Annotated in this window: 15 protein-coding genes and 1 tRNA gene; 12 read left to right on the top strand and 4 right to left on the bottom strand. The window is 50.5% G+C overall.

Going from position 1 to position 21,040, the window contains the following annotated elements; all coding sequences use genetic code 11:
* Nucleotides 1-8: 8 nt before the first annotated feature.
* Nucleotides 9-81: transfer RNA gene (locus ACJMM9_RS06075), tRNA-Gly, on the top strand.
* Between the two features lie 56 nt (nucleotides 82-137).
* Complete coding sequence (locus ACJMM9_RS06080; RefSeq protein WP_405324734.1) at nucleotides 138-1,298, top strand: coproporphyrinogen-III oxidase family protein; 1,161 nt, start codon at nucleotides 138-140, stop codon at nucleotides 1,296-1,298.
* A 53-nt stretch (nucleotides 1,299-1,351) separates the two neighbouring features.
* Here the strand turns inward: ACJMM9_RS06080 and ACJMM9_RS06085 are convergent, their stop codons facing one another.
* Nucleotides 1,352-2,164: an RNA polymerase sigma factor RpoD/SigA gene (locus ACJMM9_RS06085; RefSeq protein WP_014545470.1), complete on the bottom strand. Its 813-nt coding sequence runs from the start codon at nucleotides 2,162-2,164 to the stop codon at nucleotides 1,352-1,354.
* 452 nt (nucleotides 2,165-2,616) lie between these two features.
* On the opposite strand from ACJMM9_RS06085, the gene ACJMM9_RS06090 reads away from it, so the two are divergent.
* The 6 genes from ACJMM9_RS06090 (at nucleotide 2,617) to ACJMM9_RS06115 (ending at nucleotide 9,386) form a co-directional block, all read left to right on the top strand.
* A complete protein-coding gene (locus ACJMM9_RS06090) occupies nucleotides 2,617-3,393 on the top strand; it encodes a class I SAM-dependent methyltransferase (RefSeq protein ID WP_405324736.1) in 777 nt (258 codons plus the stop codon).
* A 41-nt stretch (nucleotides 3,394-3,434) separates the two neighbouring features.
* Entirely contained in the window at nucleotides 3,435-4,547 is a 1,113-nt protein-coding gene (locus ACJMM9_RS06095) for a glycosyltransferase family 4 protein (protein ID WP_405324738.1), read from the top strand.
* On the top strand, nucleotides 4,544-5,566 hold the full coding sequence (locus ACJMM9_RS06100) for a lysylphosphatidylglycerol synthase transmembrane domain-containing protein (protein WP_405324740.1): 1,023 nt from the start codon (nucleotides 4,544-4,546) through the stop codon (nucleotides 5,564-5,566). The genes ACJMM9_RS06095 and ACJMM9_RS06100 overlap by 4 nt, the downstream gene beginning before the upstream one ends.
* A gap of 87 nt (nucleotides 5,567-5,653) precedes the next feature.
* The gene (locus ACJMM9_RS06105) at nucleotides 5,654-7,852 is read left to right on the top strand and encodes a UvrD-helicase domain-containing protein (protein ID WP_405324742.1); all 2,199 of its coding nucleotides are present in this window, start codon (nucleotides 5,654-5,656) and stop codon (nucleotides 7,850-7,852) included.
* A complete protein-coding gene (gene murI / locus ACJMM9_RS06110) occupies nucleotides 7,836-8,645 on the top strand; it encodes a glutamate racemase (RefSeq protein ID WP_173353448.1) in 810 nt (269 codons plus the stop codon). The genes ACJMM9_RS06105 and murI overlap by 17 nt, the downstream gene beginning before the upstream one ends.
* 102 nt (nucleotides 8,646-8,747) lie before the next feature.
* The gene (locus tag ACJMM9_RS06115) at nucleotides 8,748-9,386 is read left to right on the top strand and encodes a hypothetical protein (RefSeq protein WP_073423419.1); all 639 of its coding nucleotides are present in this window, start codon (nucleotides 8,748-8,750) and stop codon (nucleotides 9,384-9,386) included.
* A 47-nt stretch (nucleotides 9,387-9,433) separates the two neighbouring features.
* On the opposite strand, the gene ACJMM9_RS06120 is transcribed toward ACJMM9_RS06115, so the two are convergent.
* The gene (locus ACJMM9_RS06120) at nucleotides 9,434-10,375 is read right to left on the bottom strand and encodes a lysylphosphatidylglycerol synthase transmembrane domain-containing protein (protein WP_405324745.1); all 942 of its coding nucleotides are present in this window, start codon (nucleotides 10,373-10,375) and stop codon (nucleotides 9,434-9,436) included.
* Nucleotides 10,376-10,434: 59 nt separating this feature from the next.
* Between ACJMM9_RS06120 and ACJMM9_RS06125 the strand changes: the two genes are divergently transcribed.
* Entirely contained in the window at nucleotides 10,435-11,058 is a 624-nt protein-coding gene (locus tag ACJMM9_RS06125) for a class I SAM-dependent methyltransferase (RefSeq protein WP_405324747.1), read from the top strand.
* A gap of 3 nt (nucleotides 11,059-11,061) precedes the next feature.
* Here the strand turns inward: ACJMM9_RS06125 and ACJMM9_RS06130 are convergent, their stop codons facing one another.
* Nucleotides 11,062-12,171 (bottom strand): glycosyltransferase family 4 protein, encoded by a 1,110-nt coding sequence (locus tag ACJMM9_RS06130; RefSeq protein ID WP_405324749.1) that lies wholly within the window; start codon nucleotides 12,169-12,171, stop codon nucleotides 11,062-11,064.
* 214 nt (nucleotides 12,172-12,385) lie between these two features.
* Here ACJMM9_RS06130 and ACJMM9_RS06135 point away from each other — a divergent pair, with 214 nt between their 5' ends.
* From ACJMM9_RS06135 to ACJMM9_RS06145, 3 genes are all read left to right on the top strand, one after another.
* The gene (locus ACJMM9_RS06135; protein ID WP_405324751.1) at nucleotides 12,386-14,005 is read left to right on the top strand and encodes a LamG-like jellyroll fold domain-containing protein; all 1,620 of its coding nucleotides are present in this window, start codon (nucleotides 12,386-12,388) and stop codon (nucleotides 14,003-14,005) included.
* Between the two features lie 96 nt (nucleotides 14,006-14,101).
* Complete coding sequence (locus ACJMM9_RS06140) at nucleotides 14,102-17,959, top strand: DNA polymerase III subunit alpha (RefSeq protein ID WP_405324753.1); 3,858 nt, start codon at nucleotides 14,102-14,104, stop codon at nucleotides 17,957-17,959.
* Complete coding sequence (locus tag ACJMM9_RS06145; RefSeq protein ID WP_405324755.1) at nucleotides 17,946-19,112, top strand: lipid-A-disaccharide synthase; 1,167 nt, start codon at nucleotides 17,946-17,948, stop codon at nucleotides 19,110-19,112. Before ACJMM9_RS06140 ends, ACJMM9_RS06145 begins: the two co-directional genes overlap by 14 nt.
* On the opposite strand, the gene mutL is transcribed toward ACJMM9_RS06145, so the two are convergent.
* The gene (mutL, locus tag ACJMM9_RS06150; RefSeq protein ID WP_405324757.1) at nucleotides 19,074-21,011 is read right to left on the bottom strand and encodes a DNA mismatch repair endonuclease MutL; all 1,938 of its coding nucleotides are present in this window, start codon (nucleotides 21,009-21,011) and stop codon (nucleotides 19,074-19,076) included. The two genes, ACJMM9_RS06145 and mutL, sit on opposite strands and share 39 nt — an antisense overlap.
* Nucleotides 21,012-21,040 lie beyond the last annotated feature (29 nt).

Consider the following 21,040-nt stretch of genomic DNA (forward strand, 5'->3'; position numbering starts at 1 on the left):
TCACCCTCGCGGGAATAGCTCAGTTGGTAGAGCACGACCTTGCCAAGGTCGGGGTCGAGGGTCCGAGTCCCTTTTCCCGCTCTAAAAGAACCTCTTAAAGAGAGGTTCTTTTTTTTTATATTTGTCAAGTTAAAGCTATGTTCGGTATTTATATTCACGTCCCGTTTTGCGCGAAGATTTGCGATTATTGCGACTTTCGCGTGATGCCTGCGAATGCTCGGCTGTTCGAGGAATATGCGGGCTTGCTGGAACGTGAAATTCGCGCGTTTGCGGCGGCGCATCCTGTATCGCATTCGGCGTCTTTCCAAAGTGTTCTTTCGCAAGCGCGGACGCTTTATCTCGGCGGCGGAACTCCCTCGATTTTGCCGGGAGCATGCTTGGAACGGATTTTTGCGGTACTTGTGGAGTGTGGCGTTCACGTAGATGCCCTCGATGAAGTCTCGATGGAATTTAACCCGGAATCGTGTACCGAAGAATCTGTGCAGGCGGCGCTCTCGTGCGGTGTACGGCGCTTTAGCCTTGGACTCCAGACGTTTTCGCAGTCGCTGCTGGACCGTATTGGCCGCAGACATACGGTGGAACGTGGCTTTGAAGCGTTGCGCTTGTTGACTTCGCTTCCGCAGGCGAAAGTCTCGGCGGACTTGATGTTTGATTTACCGGGGCAGTCGGTAGAATCTTTCTTGAGCGATGTGGATCGTTTGTCGGATTTTCCGCTGGGGCATTTGAGCTTTTACGGATTGAATGTGGGCGAACGGACACGCCTTGGGTATCGCGTGGCTCGCGGCGAAGAAAAAATAGACGAAAGCTTGTATGAACCGATGTATCTCGGTGGCGTCGAGATTCTTGAGAAAAAGGGCTTCGCGCGTTACGAGGTCTCGAATTTTGCAAAGCCTGGCGATGAAAGCTTGCACAACATGAACTACTGGAATCGTGGAGCGTACATTGGCTTTGGGCCGGGCGCGCATAGCTATTTTGACGGTCGCCGTTTTTGCGCTCCGGAAATGTATCCGCGCTGGCGCGATTACGTGAATGCGGGCTGTCCAGATGCTTCGTTGACGTACGACGATCTGGATGAAGATGACGTCTTGACGGAACGTGTATGGCTTTCACTACGTCAGCGTTCGGGCCTCGACTTGAATGTGCTTGCTGCTGACGGAATTTCCGTTTCGCCGGAAGGCTATGAGTCCTGGGTCAAGAAAGGCTTTGCAACACTTGATAGCGGAATCTTGAAACTCGTCGGCCGCGGCTGGATTTTCATGGACGGCGTCGTTACTGACGTGCTGAACGCCTGCCGTTAAAAAAGAGAAGCCCGCTTGCGGGCGGGCTTGAAAAAGTTGAATTTTGCTTTTAACTACTTGTTAATCGCGGCCAAGAACGCGTCCTTCTTTTCTTGCAAGAAGTCCTTGCTGTTGTACTTGCGGATACGGCGGAGAGCCTGGTCGCGCAACTGACGCACACGTTCGTGGGAAATGTTCATGGATTCGCCCACTTCGCGGAGTGTCTGCGGAGCTTCCTGGTTGATACCGAAAATGCCGGTGATGACTCGGGCTTCGCGTTCCGGGAGCTGTTCCATAAGGTCGCGGGCCAATGCTTCGACGCTCTGGATTTCGGAATCGGCTTCTGGATTCGATGCGCCGCTGTCCGGGAGGACTTCGGCGTAAGTAGCCTTGGAGTCTGCCTTGAGCGGGCTGTCGAACGAAACACCGCGCTGACCGATCTGGATCAATTCACGGATTTCTTCGTTGATTTCCTTACCGCGAGACTGTTCGTGCAAAGCCTTACGCACACGGAGGTGCTGGTTTGCCGGCAAGCGGATGAGGTTGCCCTGTTCGTTAATGGCACGAGTAATATATGCCTTGATCCACCAAACGCCGTAACTGATGAACTTAAGGCCACGGGTGTGTTCGAAGGATTCGATGGCGCGGACAAGTCCCATAGCGCCTTCGCTGACCAAGTCCGGAAGCGGAATCGGGCAGCCGCGGTACTGGATGGCGACTTTGAGCACAAAACGCATGTTTGCAGAAATCAATTTTTTACGGGCGATTTTGTCGCCTTCTTTAGCTTTCTGGAAAAGAATCTGTTCTTCTTCGCGGGATAGGGGTGCGGTACGACGGATGTCTTCTAAGTATCTTTTGAGAGTGGTATCGGTAGAATCAATATGCATTTTAAAAACCTTGCCCTTATAATATCGCTTTTTTAAAGCAAGTTGCGTGCCAATTGTGTAAAATTTTCCAATTTTTTTACAAAAAGTCCTTTAAAGGGTGCTTTTGCGGTTTTCTAGACCGCAAATGTCCAATATTTTTGTCGTAGTTTTATAAAATTGTCGTAAAAATATAAAAAATTTTTCAAAACGTGACAATTTGAACGTCGGAAAATGAAAAATTGCGGTAGGGAGACGGTCGGTTATAGGAAGGAAATGTAAAGGATGCGGTGTCTATGTGTTCATTATGAACATGGGGGAATCTTCTTTCCTGTATGACGACTGGCAAGCTAGAGGATGATGTTTCATTTTGCAAAGTCTTTTCATAGTAAGAAATGGAGATTCCCGATTAAATCGGGAATGACAATTCCTAATTCCTAATTCCTAACTCCTAATTTTCATATATTATCCCCGTTATGTCTATTAAAGAGCCCGATCAATCCGTATGGAACCGTTTTTGGCAGCGCAAGAACGACATGGACAAGGTCTATCCGTCTTCGCCGTCTATTATAGAAGCTATCAAGAAGAATTTTAAGCTCGAGGGCCTGAAGGTGCTGGAGGTCGGTGCTGGTACCGGTCGCGACAGTGCCGAACTCGCTCGTTTGGGCGCTGATGTCTACGTTCTCGATTTTGCCGACAATAGTTTGAAAATCGTTAATTCGCTTCGCGAGAGTGAAGGTCTCAAAAATTTGCACCTGGTTCGCGGTGACGCTTTCAAGTCTCCGTTCCCGGACAACACTTTTGATTTGGTGTTCCATCAGGGATTGGCCGAACATTTTAAAGATTCGCTCCCGCTTTTGCAGGAAAACTTCCGCATCGTCAAACATGGCGGTTGCTGCCTTTGCGACGTGCCGCAGACCGTTCACCCGTATACGATTATCAAGCATATCTTGATTGCGCTTGACAAGTGGTTTGCCGGCTGGGAAAAGCAGTTCACGATGGGACAGCTCAAAACGCTCATGCGCGACGCGGGCTTTGAATGCATTTACGCTTATGGCGACTGGATGCGCCCGAATCTTTACTACCGCATTCTGCGCGAACTTTGCTTCAAGTTTGGTATTGAACTCCCGAAGTATCCGCTCGACGGAACGGCCTATCAGAAAATCAAGGACAAAATTCTGGACAGCCTCCAGTCCGTGCCGGTGATGCATTATACGCAGCTTTGCATTGGTGTGATTGGCCGTAAGCCTTAGGTAATTGCTTGAAAATTCTCGTCGTAAATTATCGGGATCGCATGCATCCGGCTGCCGGCGGCGCCGAAAAGCATTTGCATCGCATTTTCTCGAAGATTGTAGAAATGGGTCACACGGTGGTCCTGTTTACGACGACGTTCCCGGGCGCCAAAGAACGCGAGGTCGTCGATGGAATTCAGGTCATCCGCAAGGGTGGCGATTTGATGTTCCAGCTCACGGTGGCGCTGAATTTGAAAAAGCTCGATCGTGAATTCAACTTTGACGTTGTTGTTGAGGATTTGAACAAGTTACCGGTCTTTGCCCACTGGTTCGTCCGCAAGCCGCTTCTGGTGCAAATGCATCACCTGTGGCGGAAGTCGATTTTTGCTGAGGCTATTTTCCCGGTGGCGTTTGGTGTCTGGTTCTTTGAGCGGATTATCCCGTTCTTTTACCGCACACAGAATTTTGTGGTGGTAAGCCCGAGCACCAAGAAAGAACTTGCCGAAATCGGCGTGGATGAAAGTCGAATCTCCGTGATTTACAACGGGTCCGAAAAGCCGAATATCCTGAGTGGCGCGAATCTCGCGACTAGTGCCGCGGAATCTTGTGAAAACACCGCGAACCCGTATTTCATTTGGCTTTCTCGCGTACATCGTTACAAGGGAATTTGGACGGCGCTCGAAGCGTTTGAAAAGTTCTCGCTGAAGCACCCTGAAGTCAAGCTTTATGTCGTTGGCGATGGCCCGCTTTTGAAAAAGCTCCCGGCCTGGATTCAATCGCATGGCCTGGAAGGCAAGGTGGTTTTGACGGGTTTTGTGTCTGCTGCCCGCAAGTATGAACTGCTTTCGTCTTCGCTTGCGCTGTTGCAGACGAGCTACAAGGAAGGCTGGGGTCTTACCGTGATGGAAGCGGCGCAGCTCTGCAAGACGACGATTGCGTCGGATGTGCCGGGACTCTGCGATAGCGTCCGTGACGGCGAGACGGGAATCTTGTTCCCATCGGGAGATGCGGCCGCGTGTGCATCTGCCATGGAAAAGATTTATAGCGATGCTGAATTGCGCGAGAATCTTGGCCGCAATGCCAAGCGTTATGCGCTCACGTTCAGCTGGGAAAAGTCTGCTCGCGAAACGTTGGAATTGTTGGAACGTACGATTGAGGGGAGCGTACGAAAATGAAGTTGAATCCGAAGCTCAAGTCGGTCATTGTTTTTTGCTTAAAGCTTGTGGTAACGCTCGTTCCCGCTTACTTTGTCTATCGTAATATTGTGAGCGACCCAGAATGGGATATCGGTGACCTCTATGACTTGTTCAAGAAAAACAGCATTATTCCGCTTGTGCTTGCACTCCTCAGCCTTGCGGTTTCGAACTTTACCGCTTGCCTCCAGTGGAAGCTCTTGCTCGAAAAGCAGGGCGTTCGCCTCAAGTACGGAAGGCTCCTCAAGCTTTATCACGTGGGGCTGTTCTTCAACAACTTCATGCCAGGCAATGTTGGCGGTGATGTCAAGAAGGTTTACGATATCCGCATGCAGGGTGGGCAAGATACTGTTGGCGCGGGCTTTACGGCGACGGTGTTCGACCGCTTGTTTGGACTTTTCTTTATTACGTTATTTGCTCTCGGCGTGGGCGCATTGTTCTTTATTCACGATCCGGAACAGCGTGCGTTCATGTGGCCTTCCGTCTGGATTTTCCTCGGCTTTTGCGTGATGTTTGCAGGGCTCTTGAGCCGTCGCATTGGCAAGTTCTTCTGTCGCAAGGCAGGGAAGGTTTTGCCCGAGAAATTTGAAACGCGCCTCCTCCGCATGTTTGACCGTTTCCAGAAGTTCCGCTCCAAGAAACTTTGGATCAACATCATTTGCCTTTCGATGGTCACGCAATCGCTCCGCATCTTTGTGCACTTCTTCTGCGGAATTGCGGTGGGCGTGAACCTTTCGATGTCGTGGTACTTCTATTATATTCCGCTTGTTGCCATTGTGAGTGCGCTCCCGATTTCGATTGGCGGTTTTGGCCCGCGTGAATTTTTGGCGCAGTCGCTTTTTGCACGTGCGGGTGTACCCGGACTTGAATCGGTTGTGATTCAGTTGCTCGCTTATTTTGTAAGTTTGATATTGAGCTTGTTTGGGGCGGTGGCGTTTTTGGTGGGGCAGAAGCCCGCACCGGCCGATTCCTCGAATAGTCATCCTGGAGCAAGACCGTAAGGTCGATGCGACGGGATCCATAATTTCTTATATCCGTTGTCTATATCCTTTGCTATATAAACCTCGCGCTTAAGGGGCGCAAAAAACATGGATGTAGAAAGTCTTTTGGTCGGGCTGAACTCCGACCAACGTGCAGCGGTACTCCACGATCATGAAAAGAACGGACAACTTTTAATTCTTGCTGGGGCGGGTTCGGGAAAGACTTCGGTCTTGACCAAGCGAATCCAGTACCGAATTATGTCGGGCGTTGTGCCGGAGAAAATTTTGGCGCTCACATTCACGGCAAAGGCGGCTGCTGAAATGCGGGAGCGTGTGCAAAAGCTCTTCCCGAATGCTGGGGTGCGGCTCTGCACGTTCCATTCGCTTGCGCTGTTTATCCTCAAGTCGAAAGTTCCTGCGGCGTCTTGCCCTGCGTACGAACTTGTGGGCTTCAAGAAAATGCCGGTTCCGACGGAATCGGCGGATAAGACGTTTTTGCAGGAACTTGCGAAAGTCGGCGGTCGAAAGTTCCGCTTCTCGCGCGAAGAGCTTTTCTCCGATGCGCATCCCGCGAAAATCCTTAAAAAGCTCGAACCATTGCGTCGGCGCGTTCTGGAATCCGGGCAAGTCGTCTTCGAAGACCTTATCTACCAGGCCATTAATCTGCTCGAAAATCACGAAGAGGCGCGAGCGTTTTTTCAAAATCAATGGACCGAGATCCTCGTCGATGAATACCAGGACATCAACCCGTCGCAGTACCGTCTTGTGAAAGCGTTGCTCGGCGAGCGCAAGTCGCTCTTTGTCGTGGGCGATGATGACCAGGCCATTTACGGATTCCGTGGGGCGGATATAGGAAATATCAATCGCTTCCGCGATGACTTCAAGGAAAGTTCGCTTATCCGCTTGGAATGGAATTATCGCTCGGTCGCGAACATCTTGCATTTTTCGAATCGCATTTTCGAAAACAAGCCCATCCACTTGCGGAAGGTCTTGCGGGCGGGCAACATGAACGGCTCGGGCGGTTCGCCGATATTCAAGGAAAATCGTGAACCTGAAATTTGGGTGAGCGCAGATCCCGTCGAGGAAATGCAGAAAATCATCACGAGCATCAAGCTGCTTCGCGAAAGCTATGATCTCCAATGGAAAAACTTTGCAATCCTTGTACGCTATAATAGGCAACGCCTATATTACGAAGAGGCGCTCCGCGATGCCCGCCTCCCGATTGCAGGGGCTGTCGTGTCGGAGGCGGCGGCCGAGGGGGCGGGCGAAGTCCTTGAAAATGGGATCCATGTGGAAACGGTCCATGCGTCCAAGGGACTCCAGTATGCGGTGGTCTATTATGCGGGTATGTCCGAGGGGCTTACGCCGGGATCATGCACGGGCACTCGTAAGGAACGACAAAAACAGCTTGATGAGGAACGCCGATTGTTTTACGTCGGGGTCACGCGGGCTGAATCTTTTTTGGTTTTGCTATATTGCAAACGTAGATATTGGAAAGGGCGCCTTACGAAACTCAGACGGTCTCGTTTTTTGCCCAGGGAAAATTCAAAAACAGAGTGTAATATGCCAGTTATGTTATTTAGGATCTATGGAGCAGCAAGAATTTTTGCGTTTATGCTCGAATATATTTTCAAAATTGCATTCATGTACATTTTCCGTCGCAAAGACCTGGATCCTTGGCTTGAAGAAAAGGTGCAGGTTTTCTCACGCTTCTGCATGAAGGTCTTGCGCGTAGACCTGACGATTGAAGATCAGGCGCAACTTGCAAAAGTGGACTGGACACGCCCGGTGTTCGTGATGGGCAACCATCGTTCGTATCTGGATATCCCGCTTGCGTTCCTCGCGTTACAGCGTACCGTGGGCTTTATCGCCAAGACTCAGTTGCAGCGTATTCCGATTCTGAACTTCTGGATGCACAAGCTCGGTTGCGTCTTTATCGACCGCGAAAAGGGCGGCGGCGCCGCGATTATCCAGAAGGCGCTCCAGACGGGCAAGATGCCGAGGCTTTTTGTTTTCCCGGAAGGCACCCGCAGCAAGCGCGATGGCATGGTCGCTTTCAAGAGCGGCTGCTTTAGACTTGCCGTCGAGGCGAATGCTATTATATTGCCGATGGTCACTCGAGGATCCGACCAACTTTGGGAACACCGCAAGGATTCCAAGCATCACCCGGTCAACATCAAGATTCTCGAACCGATAGATACGGTCGAGTTCAAGAAGACTCACGGTGGCGATGAAATGGACCCGCGACATGAACTGCTCCCGTATGTTAGAAAATTGATGGAAGAAGTGTATGATCGGCGTCTTTGATTCTGGCTTTGGCGGATTGACTATTCTGCAGAAGCTTCGCCACACGCTCCCGCAGTACGATTACCTGTACCTGGGGGATAACGCCCGTGCGCCGTATGGCTCCCGCAGTTTCGAGACAATTTACCGCTACACGCTCCAGTCTGTGCGTGAACTTTTTCACCGTGGATGCCCGCTGGTGATCCTCGCATGCAACACGGCGTCGGCAAAGGCGCTCCGCAGCATCCAGCAACAGGTGCTCCCGGTCGAATTCCCGGACCGTCGCGTCTTGGGCATTGTCCGCCCGACCGCCGAGGAAATCGGGAACTTCTCGAAGACGGGACACATCGGCATCTTTGCAACCGCGGGGACGGTCTCTTCGAACAGCTACGTCCTTGAAATCAGCCACTTTTTCCCAGACCTGAAGGTGACGCAGCACGCCTGCCCGATGTGGGTGCCGCTCGTGGAATACGGCGAACGCGGGACCGAGGGTGCCCGATTCTTCGTGAAAAAGGACGTGGACCAGTTGCTCGCGGCTGACCCTGAAATCGATACGGTGCTTTTGGCTTGCACTCATTACCCGCTTCTTGAAGAAGAAATTCGGGCCGCACTTCCACCGCACGTCCGCTTGGTGGTCCAGGGCGACATCGTCGCCGACAAGACTTTGGACTACCTCAAGCGCCATGTGGACATGGAAAAACGCCTTTCGAAGGGCGGTTCCGTGCATTATTTGACAACTGATACCGCAGAATTCTTCAAAAAAGGCGCTTTTCGCTTTGGAATGGAAGATATTTCGGCGGAGTCGTTGACTTTTTAATAAGTAAATTGTATTTTGATAATTGTTACTGACGAACCGTACTCGGTCCGCTTGTACTCGTTTTAATTTTCGAACTTTAAACTATTTGAGTGGATTTATAAAATGCCGAAAACACAGATCAATCTCGAAGGTTGGCAAGACTACCGTGGCAACATGGCGGGTAGCCTGCTTTATGTCGAAACTAGCCATCAGTCCGAAATGCCTGTCCGCGACCAGCTGAATGAAAATGAAAAGGGTTTTCTTTACGAACCGAACTACGAAACCAGCACCTATGGTCTGATGAGCTGCTACAATGTGAAGGCTATCAACACGATCGTGAAGAGCAAGAGCCGTTACATTCTTTTCGGCACCCGTTACGAAGGCTTGAGCGATTCCGAAATGCGCAACAAGTACCTCATCATGGGTTACATGCGCATCGACAAGATCAAGGATGTGCGCACCCGTCACGTGCAGCGCTACATGGCAAACCCGGAAATGGAAGAACCGGAATGCATGCAGATGGAACACAACTGGGCTGTCTACGGTCCGATGCGTTTTGTCTCTCTCGATGATTCCTTCGTTGTGACCGATGAGATCCTCAAGGAATGGGGCTACAAGGGCCATGCATCCCGTCAGCTCAAGACCGTGTTCTCCAAGGAACACCTCGAAAAGATTCTCGCTCACCTGGATTCCAAGCAGGACATGATTGACGAGTATATCGCTACCGTCGATGAATACAAGGAAGCCCTCGCCGAAGAATAATTCTTCGAAAAGCGATGTCTAAAGGTCCCGCCTTGGCGGGATTTTTTTTATTTCTTTTTAGCGAGGAGCACGATTGCTCCTTGAGCTGCCTGGAATAGTAGCGGGATGTAGCCCAGCAGCCCGGCGGATAACACGACCGGTGCCGGAATCCCGAGAATCCCCGTGAACAGCGCCACTTGCGTCCCTTCGCGGACGCCAATGCCGTTGAGTGAAATCGGGACCATCGAGATGACAATTGTGATGCTTGTGAATACAACTAGAATGCTGATATCGATATCGACTCCGACAGCCCGGAAATAGGCGTAGGCTATAAACAATGTCAATAGCTGTAGCCACAGCGAATCGAGGGATGAGAGCAGAATTTGTTTTTTGTGCTTTCTATATACAGAAAGGCTGTTCTGCAATTTGCCTATGAACGAGAATTTGTTGCTGATAAATTGTGGAATGGGCAATTTATCTGAGAAAAGGCAAAGTAAAATAAAGATGACGCAAGCAAGGCTTGCTGCCGTCATGATTAAGGTGTAGACTAATGGAATTTCGGCTTTGCTCAGCGCAAAAGGAAGTGCGATGAAAAAGCAGAGAAACATGGCCAGGAGTCCCTGGATGCGGGCTAGCAATACCGCCGAAACAGATTGGCTTGTCTGGTTGAATTTCTTTCCAAATGCAAGGGACTTCACGGCATCTCCGCCAAAACCGGTCGGGAGCAGGTTGTTGAAGAAGTAACCCATGGCGGTGTAGGCGTAATAAGTCTTGAATGGAATCTCTGGACCTTGTACCGAAAGTCCTTTCCAGCGGTTCGCCTGGATGGCCATGACAAGCGTTGCCGCGACGAGCATTGCCAAAATCCATGGCGTCATGCCGATGTTCCAGTTGTCGATGACCTCGTTTAAGGGAATTTTGTAGAATATGTAGGCAAAACCACCAATGCTTACGAGAAGCTGGATTATTCGCTTGACAAAGAGCTTTGTGCCTGTCTTATCGGTTGCCATTGATTGCAAAAATAGCATTTTTGATTTTGAAAAATTTATATTTAAGAAAAAAGGTTTTTATGTATCGCAATAAGATTCGTTATGATGTTGCTACGCTTGTCCCGAAGGATGCCAAGAGCGTTCTAGAAATTGGGGCGGGCGCCGGAATGAATTACGTTATTTACCCCAAGGATTCTTATAAGGTCGCTATCGAACCCGAAGAGCGTTCCGATGCACAGACGATTGACAAGGTTCCTGGGGGCTTCAACGAATACCATCATGGATTTTATGAGCAATATACCGAAGATCGCAAGTTTGACTTGGTGGTCATGTGCGATGTCTTGGAACATGTGAACGACCCTGTGGATTTAATCAATTTCTGTAAGAAGCATTTGAATCCTGATGGTCATATTCTCGTATCGTTGCCGAACTTTATTTGCATCGAGAACCTCCTCAAGATCATCATCACAAGAGATTTTCGCTATTTTAAGCCGGACGAGGGTGAACATGCGCTCGGCGTTCTCGATATCAACCACAAGACATTCTGGACAAAGAAAAGTTTTGTGCGCTTTGCGAAGGAAAACGGTCTCGAAGTGGAACGTATCGTGGGTATCCGCAAACAGCTCAAGTTTATGCCGAACTTGTTAAGCCACTCGTACTTTATTCCGTTCCAGTACGGGTTCTTGACGAAACTCAAGAAGTAAATCTTATTCTTTATACAAGGCGCAAAGTTGCGCCTTTATTTTTTGTGCGCAAGCTTCCCAAGTGAAATTGCTGACCCATTCTGCGATTTCATCGTTATGTTTGCCCTTGTCATCGATGGATTTTTCGAGAGCGCGGGCGATACTCGAGGCGTCTTGCGGGTCGAAATACTTGGCGACTTTGCCGCCTACTTCCGGGAGTGAAGACGTGTTGGAACAGACAACGGGCGTACCGCAAGCGAGTGATTCGAGTACGGGGAGGCCAAAGCCCTCGTACAGAGATGGCAATACAAACAGGTCGGCGAGATTGTAGAAATTCACGAGATCTTCTTGTGAGACCATTCCTGCATGGATTGTGAATTGTTCAATGCCGAGTTCTTTTTCACAAGTCGCTTTAGAGCGACCGTCAAAGGCTTTACCGACAAGCACGAGACGGCAATTTTCACGCCCCTGCATTTGTGCAAAGCCCTCTAAAAGCTTGTTCAAGTTCTTGTGCGGAAGCAAGTTCCCGACGTAGAGCAAAATCTTCTTGTTGCGTGGAATGTTGAATTTGTCGTACAGATAATCGATTTCTATAGGTGATTTTTTGACAAATTCCTTGCCAACGCCAAGCGGGATGACCGTAATTTTGGATTCGTCCATTTTGTAGAATCGCAAAAGGTCGCGTTTGGTGCTTTCAGAAACTGTAATAATCTTATCAGCGCGTTTGCTTACAAACCAGAAAATGAACTTGAAGTAATAGTGGACGAGCTTGAACGGCAAAAATTCGGGGTAGACCAGGTGGGTGAGGTCGTGAATGGTCACGAGCATCTTGCCCCGGTAAAATAGCGGTACATTGCAGTGCGGAACATGCAAAATATCGGGCTTTTCGCGATAAAGGGCGCAGTACGGGAATTTGAGCTGTTCTTTGTAACCGTAAATGCGACTGATAAAGCGGATATGCTTGGGAATGTTGCCGTAAGGTGCTAGCTCCTTAGGATCTCCGAGGGCGATGGAATAGCCAACGTCTTTAAGCCAGTGCTGGATACATGTGCCGATACCGGACTTGTTGACCATTCGCGCATCGATTGCAATTTTGGGCGCTTTTTCAAGGTCTTTTTTACCGGTACTGTTCATTTTTTTTGAATCCTTTCATGATACAAATAATTTGTATTGTGTCAAAATACATTATTTTTTTAGTGTTTTAGCGGGCTAATGTATCATAATGATAAAAAATAGCGTTTGTAAACTGAAATATACAAAAATGGGCTGGATGAAAAATTGCCAGGAAACGAAATATTAGATAATTTACTTTTCGTTACGATGTGGAATGCTTTGTAAGGAGGACATAATGAGTGGTAAGATGACAAGATGGTTGGCTGGATCCCTGATGGCAATGGGAGCATTCGTTGCAGGATGCTCCGAAACCAACTCTTCAGATCCGTTTGCCTCTACAGTAAACGATGGCGTCTATTTAAAGAATGACGCCAAGGACATGTGGGCTCGAATCGATGAACGCGGCAGTATTGCTAGCTACTTCGATTCCCTTTCAAAGGAGGAAGGTGCTCCTGTTATTGGAACTTCGACTCGTTCCAATATCCGTTGCGAAGCTCCGGCCCTTAAAATGGATGATAACACCCGCTATCTCGACGAACTGGAATCCCTCTTTGACGAAGGTGAACAGGTCGAAGGTGTTTGCGGAAAGGCTCTCAAGTTGAGCGACGGTCAGGTGGCTCCGCTTGGCGTGAATTTGATTGATTCTATGAGTGTTGGAACAGTCGAATTCTGGTTCCGCCCGAATGCAGACTTCTTTGACAAGAATGCAAGAACGCTTCTTGGCAATGATGGTGCTAGAATCCATTTCTTTTACAAGAAGGGAGAACTCTTCTTCCAGAAGAATCATCACAACCAGCATTATTTTGTGCAGGGCAAGGCTGTGCTTAAGGAAAATGACTGGAACTTGATCGCTGGCCAATGGGGTAATGGCTATATGAGCTTGTGGCTCAACGGCGAACTTGTCGGTTATTGGGAGCATGACAAGGGCTATGTGCCGGCGCAGCGTGATATTCCGTTTGAAAATCTCGTTGTGATCGGTTATAAGTCCAGTTGCTGCATGGAAGGCCCTGGGCAGTATGAGGCTATGACCACATCGGGTTCTTTCGACCAGTTCCGTATCTCGAATATCAATCGTTACACTTTGCCGGATTCTGTGACGGCTAAGGCAAATCCCGTTGACGAAAAGGATACGATTTTCAAGATAGATACAGTTGCAACGGATACCGTAAAGAAGGGCGATATCACTTGCAAGACCTCTGCTCTTGTTATGGATGACAAGACTCTCTATTTTGACGAACTGGATGCGGAATACGAAGAAGGTACGTTGGTGGATGGCGTCTGCGGTAAGGCTATTTCCCTCAAGGATGGCGAAAGCATCCAGACGGGAATCAATCTGATTGACGAAATGCCTGCAGGTACTGTGGAATTCTGGTTCCGTCCGGGTAAGGATTTTGATGAAAAGTCTGCCCGTACGCTCCTTGGTAATGATGGTTCCCGTGTTCACTTTTTTGTGAAGGACGGCAAGCTTATTTTCCAGAAGAACCATGCTGATATTCACTACTATGTACAAGCTCCGGTTCAGTTCAATAACGACTGGAATTTGATTGCGGGTCAATGGGGCGATGGCTTCTTGAGTATCTGGGTCAATGGAGAAATGATCGCAAGTAAGGTTCATGTAGAAGGTTACGAACCTGCTCAGCGTGGTATTGAAGGTGAAAACCTCATCGTGGTTGGTCGCAAGTCTGGTTGCTGCATGGAAGGTCCGGGTCAGTATGGTCGCTTGACGACTTCTGGTGATTTTGACCAGCTTAGAATCTCTTCTGTGACGCGCTACGAAGTCAAGGTCGAGGAAGCTCCGGTTGATTCTGATAAGCCAGAATTTGTGATTGACACGACTGCGGTTGATTCTCTCTAGGTTGGTTTTTCAGGCGCGAAGTAAGTAACGAGCTATTCGTGAAAAGGTCCCGGACTCGTCCGGGATTTTTTGTTTTCAAAATGCTAAATTGCAAGCATGGCGTTCGTTCATTTACAGACTCATTCTGAATTTTCGATTTTGCAGGCTTCGGCTAGGCTTGATGATATTTTGGCGGCTGCCGCAGCAGAAAACGCACCTGCTGTTGCTTTGACGGACCATGGTGCCATGTTTGGTATTCTTGAAATCCAGACGCGTGGCAAGGAACTGAACAAGAAGCGCAAGGAGCAGGGCCTCCCGCCGGTCAAGACTGTTTACGGCTGCCACATTTACGTGGATACGCCGAGTGCAAGCCAGAAAGATCCGACTACTTTTGAACGATTGACGCTCCTCGTCGAGAACGAAAAGGGCTATTACAATCTGCTCCGCATTGTGAGTTACCGCTACGAAGACGGGGAGCGCTGGGCGGAAATTCCGTCCGTGCCGCTTGAGACGATTAACGAATTTAAGGAAGGCATTATCGCCATTGCGGGCGATTATTTTAGCCGTTACGGCCAGAATGTGGCATCGGGCAGGGATTCCCTTGCGCTCGAGTACATGGACCGCCTGAACGAGATTTTTGACCACGACCACCTGTACCTCTCGGTTTGCGATAACGGGATTCCGCAGCAAAAGCACGTTAACGAATTCAACGTGGAGCTTGCGAAAAAGTACGGTCGTGAAGTCGTTGCCGTGGGCGATGTCCATTACATCAAGCCCGAAGACGCCACTTCGCACAAGATTCTGCGCTGCATCTCGCTCAAGGTCACGTTGAACGGTTTTGAAGACAAGCGCTTCCCGACGGAAAAATTTTACTTCCGTACCGAAAAGGAAATGGTGGAACTGTTCGGGCATATCCCGGGCGCCATCGAGAACACGGTCAAGATTGCCGAACGCTGTAACTTTACCGTGAAAACCGGTATCGGTGACGAGTTCTGGCCGCGATTCAAGATTCCTGATGAATTCCTCGCTTCCGAGGAATACCAGAACATCAAGGCCATCATGAAGGCGGAATACGATGCGGAATATCCTGTTGTCCGTGAACGTGAACTCAAGGGCGTTATCAAGGACCGCAAAAAGAAGGTCAAGGCCAATTACTGTGCCGAAAAAGGCATTGCCGAAGATGCGTTGACCGATGCGGACAATGCCGAAATCGACCGCCTCTCGCAGCCGGAATTCTTTGACGCTGATGACAACAAGGCGTGGGAAAAGAACATCCACCGTTGGTGCAAACCGGGGGGCGATGCCGATATCTACATCACGCATCTTTGCAATGAACGTTTAAAGTGGCGATTCCCCGACGAAGATTTCAAGTTCCCTGCTCACGAAACGAACGTGGGCAAACGCATGTACAAGGAGCTGAACTGTATCCGCAACATGAACGTTGCAGGTTACCTCCTCATTGTGTGGGACTTCATCAACTGGTCTCGTGAACATGGCATTCCCGTGGGCCCGGGGCGTGGTTCTGCAGCAGGTTCCCTTGTCACTTACATCATCGGTATTACCGACATCGACCCGCTGACATTCGACCTCCTTTTTGAACGATTCTTGAACCCGGAACGTGTGTCCATGCCGGATATCGATACGGACTTTGCAGACCGTGACCGCGGCCGCGTAATCCAGTACGTGACGGACAAGTACGGCAAGGAGTGCGTGGGCCAGATTATTACCTACGGTATGCTCAAGTCGAAGGCTGTGATTACGGACGTGGCGCGTGTGCTCGGGATTCCGCCTGCCGAAGCGAAGTCCATTACAAAGCTCTTCCCGCAGCGTACGTTGAACTTTAGCTTAAAGCAGGCCTGGACGGGTAAGGACAAGAAGGGCAACAACCTCGAAGATGGTTACAGCCCGGAACCGTTGCAGGCGATGATTGGCAGCCGCGCAAGCTACCAGAACCTTTGGGATGTCGCGAAGCGACTTGAAGATTTGCCGCGCCAGACGGGCGTGCATGCTTGCGGCGTGGTGATTACGCCGACCCCGATTTACAACCTTGCTCCTTTGTACCGTGCTGCTCCGGAAGATACGCCGGTGGTGATGTACGATAAGCACTACGCCGAAGACATCGGACTTTTGAAGATGGACTTCCTTGGGCTTATCAACTTGTCCATCATTCAGGATACGGTGAAGATGGTCGAACAGAACCGCAACATCAAGCTTGTGATGAACAAGATTCCGATTGATGACAAGGCGACGTTCGAACTCTTGGGCAAGGGCCTTACGACGACGGTGTTCCAGTTCGAATCTCCGGGTATGCAGAAGTACCTGCGCGAACTGAAGCCGACCCGAATCTTTGACCTTATCGCTATGAACGCCCTGTACCGACCGGGGCCGATTGACCAGATTCCGCACTTCATTGCCCGTAAGAACGGCAAGGAAGAGATTGACTGCTACCATCCGGACTTGGAACAGGTGCTTGGCGAAACGTACGGCGTTATCGTGTACCAGGAACAGGTGATGAAGCTTGCCCAGATTCTGGGTGGCTACTCGCTGGGTGGCGCTGACAACATCCGCCGTATCATGGCTAAGAAGATGCCGGAAAAGATGGCGAAGCTCGAACCGGAATTCTTCCAGAAGTGCTTGGATAAGGGCTACGACAAGGCTATGATCCAGAAGGTCTGGGACGCCGTGCTCCCGTTCTGCGGATACGCATTTAACAAGAGCCATGCTGCTGCTTACGCTTACGTGGCTTACCAGACGGCGTACCTCAAGACGCATTACGGTCCGGAATACATGGCTGCCTCCATGACCTCCAAGATGGGTAAGACCGAAGATACGGTGACCATCATTTTGGAATGCAAACGCCTGGGGATCCCGGTCCTGTCGCCGAACATCAACACATCTTTGGGCGTGTTCTCGGCAAACACGAAGGGCCAGATTCTTTACGGTCTCGCGGGTATCCGCAACGTGGGTATCGCAGTTGTCGAAGACGTGGTCGCAGAACGCGAACGCCGTGGCATCTACAAGGACATCTTTGATTTCTGCAAGCGCGTGGCAGAATACCAGGCAGCCCAGCCCGAAAAACGCCCGCCGCTCAACAAGAAGGTCCTGGAATGCTTGATCATGGCGGGCGCCTTGGATGACTTGCCGGGTAGCCGTGCCGTGCAATGTGCAACGGTGGACCGCGCTTTGGAAGTTGCCATGCGCAGCCAGGAAGACAAGGCCAAGGGACAGGTCTCGCTGTTTGACTTGGGTGGCCCTGCTGCCATGCCGAATACGGCAGAGGTCTTGGAAGAAGCCGAAGAATGGACGGCGATGGAAATGCTCAACAAGGAACGCAGTGTGCTAGGCTTGTTCCTCTCTGGGCATCCGCTTGATGAATTCCGCCCGGAATTACAGGGCTTTACGAGCTGTTCGCTCTCGGAAGACGAAATCACCCGCTATGTGGGCGATACGGTTGTCGTGGGTGGTGTCGTTATCCGCATGCGCTCTATCGAAACAAAGCGTGGCGATACGATTGGCTCTGGCGCTATCCAGGATTTCCAGGGTGAAATCGAAATGTTCTTCAAGAAGGACGTCTGGGAACGCTTGCGCGATACGGTTTCTGTCGATGACCGCGTGCTTGTGAAGGGCGTCCTGGAACAGCAGCGTGACCGCGACGGCTACCAGATTATCGTCGAAGAGGTCATCCAGCTTGACCGTGTGCGTTGCGACATGGTGGATTACATCCATGCGAACTTCACCGTCGGGATGCTTACAGACGAGTTCCTGGATAAGCTGGAAGTCGAAATGAAGGCCAATTTGGCTGATGAATACTGCCATGGGTGCCAAATGGTGTTCCATTTGGAGGCAGATTCTGGATTTGAGCATGTCGTTGTCTTAAAAAAATATAAAGTTGTATATACTCAGGAATTGTTGCAGTGGCTTAAAACGGATTTAGGCGCTCTGAAGGTTTGGGTATCGAATCGTGCAAAACGCTAACGAAGAAAATTCTCCTTATATCCTCTTCTGTGCGGGGGAGGATTCCGGCGACATGATTGGCGCCGAGATGGTGGCCGTTGCAGTACAGCAGGGCTTTAAAGTCGTTGGTGTCGGTGGACCGCTGATGCAGGAGAAGGGGCTTCAGCCCTTGTGGGACTACAATGATCTCCCGGTTTCGGGTGTGGGCGATGTAGTGCCGAAGTATTTTGCGTTAAAGAACGTTTTTGAAGTCTTGAGCGATGCCGCAGAATCGAGAAAGTGCCTTGGTATTGTGGCGATTGACTATCCTGGATTTAACATGAAGCTTGCGCGCCTTGCAAAAAAGTGGGGCAAACCCATGCTTTATGTGGCGCCTCCGCAAGTTTGGGCCTGGAAATCTAAGCGGGCGAACCTCTTTAAGCAGGCTAGCAATATCCGCTTGGCGGTGTTCTTCGATATCGAAGCGAAGGCGTATAAGCAGATGGGCATTGAAACGGTTCGCGTCAAGCATCCGATTGCAGGCTGGATTTATGATCAGGTTGAACCTCGGTCTGATATGCTGATCTTGCCGGGAAGCCGCCGTGATAATGCGCTGCGCAATTTGCCTGCGTTTGTGACCGTGGCTGAAAAATACCGCAATGTGTGGGCGGATCGCAATTTGGGACCGCTTCCGGATGTGGTGGTGGTGGCTTCGCGTGAGCATTTGGAAGTTCCGCTTCTGGTTGCCTTGGAATCGCTCTATGATGGCCGCTTGCCGAGCTGGCTGAAGGTGGTTGTGGCGCCCAAGCGCATCAGTGACCGTTTGAACTTTTATTCAAGCTATTCAGCGGCGATTACGTCGTTTGGTACGAGTACGCTTGAAATGGCTTGTGTCGGGATTCCATTTGCGGCATGCATTGTGCCGGACTTTCTCACATACGCGATGGGCAAGTTCATGGTCAAGTCGGAGTTCTTGTCGCTCCCGAATGCGATTTTTGGCTGCGGCGTGACTCCGGAATTTATCATTCGCCATAAGCTGAACGACCGCATGGCAGAAGCGATCGTCGATGCTCTGTTCCAGCAGGACATTGGGACTGCTGACGAAATCGCCTTGCGTCTCCGCAAGGCTCTGGATGTCGGTAAGACTTCTAGTGAACTAATGTCTGAATTTCTTGCTCAGTTCCTCAAGCGTTAAGCGCATGAGCGTCGGACTTCCGAACGGGGACTTGAGCGGATCCTGCGTAATCATCAACTGACTGACAAGCGCCGTGATTTCTTCGGGCTTGAGCTTGTCGCCTGCCTGGTATGCGTTTGTCTTTGCCCAGGATTTCGCAATGGCTTCCTGGAACTTGACCATGTCATTCTTGGTATCGTCTTCATCGACGTCATTCAAGAAATCGTGAACCGCTTTGGCGGCACGCGAAAGCGGGAGCGCGCTTGGGATCGAGCGGATCTGGTAGGTGTCTCCGCCAAACGGCTCGACAAAGAATCCGAGCTTGCGCAGCTGCTCATCGACGTTTCGGAAGATTTCCTTCTCTTGCTTGGAAAGGTCGATGAGTTCCGGGAACAGGAGTTCCTGACTATCTTGCATGATGTTGTTCTGGAGCGATTCCATGGCCTGTTCAAAGAGCACTCGCGTGTGGGCGGCATGCTGGTCGATGATCAAGAGTCCGTTGGAATCTTCGCCGGCGATGTAGGTGTTTGCAATTTGGAAGAACGAGGGCGGCGCCCACGGCGTCTCGGGAGGCGGTGCGGGCTTGCTGTGATCGGGTTCCAGCGAAATGATCTTGCCGTATTCGGGGAGCGAAAAGAGGTCCTGAACGTCGTCGCTTACGTCGTATTTGGACTTCTTGTCCGAAAGCGTAGTTGCCGGTTTTACCGATGGAGCGTAAGGCTTGCTTGCCGATGTCGCGTATGACTTGGCCTGCTGAAACGGATTTTCCCATGGCAAGTCGTTTTGCGGCTGTGCGGGCGTTGCAAACGAAGGCTGCGTGGGCGTCTCGATAGTCCCCGGCATCTCGGGCATTGTGGATTGTGCTGGCGCCGTCTGAGAAACAGGTGCCGGGCTTCCCATAAATTCATCGCTCAAGTCGATGATGGGGGAGTGCGCTTCCAAATCCTTGGTAAACGTATCACGAATGGCGTGTGTGACGACGAGGAACACCAGGTTCCCGTTTGCGAAACGGACTTCGCGCTTGGCCGGGTGTACGTTGATGTCGAATTCCATGTCCGGCATGTCCAGGAACAGTACCGTTACGGGCTTGCATTGTGCTCCATAGGGTTCGTATGCTTGCGATACCGCCTTGCTCACCATCTTGTTTTCGATGGGGCGGTTCCTCATGAAAAGGAACTGATGGTTGCGCTTGCCGTTCGTTTCGGTCGTGGGCGAGATGTAGCCTGTCACGTGGACGCCAGCTTCGGTGTAATCAACGGGGAGCAAGCCCTTGGCGACCTTGGAACCGATCGCTTCGGCAATGCGGCTGCGGAGTTCTCCGGGAACGCCTGTAAAGACAGTCCTATCGCCAACTTTATAGTCAAATCGGATTTCCGGGTGCGAAATGGCGGTCTTTAATACAATGTCTAAAATGCGGGAACATTCGGAGGTCTCACTGCCGAGGAACGTGCGGCGAACGGGCGTGTTGTAGAACAGGTCTTCGACGAGGAATGACGTGCCACGGCTCGCCTGAATATCTTCTTTTTCAATGACTTCGCCACCTTTCACGACGATGCGACCGCTTTCGCCTTCTTGCGTGGCGCTGGTGATGGTCAGCTTGGAAACGGCTGCGATGGAGGCGACTGCTTCACCTCGGAAACCATTTGTATGGAGGTGAAATAAGTCGTCTGCTTTTGTTAGTTTGGATGTAGTGTGACGGAGGTAGCATAGGTCCAAATCGGCAGCACCCATGCCCTTACCGTTGTCTGTGACCAGGATTTTTTTCTTTCCACCTTGTTCGATCTGGATCTGAATTCGGGTTGCTCCGGCGTCGATTGCGTTCTCTATAAGTTCCTTGACAGCCGATGCAGGGCGCTCAATGACCTCGCCAGCAGCAATTTTATTGATGATTTCATCGGATAAAAGGTGAATTTCAGCCATTTTCGCTTTTATATGTAGCTATTACGTAT

It is taken from the genome of Fibrobacter sp. (assembly GCF_045112255.1).
Classification (GTDB): Bacteria; Fibrobacterota; Fibrobacteria; order Fibrobacterales; family Fibrobacteraceae; genus Fibrobacter.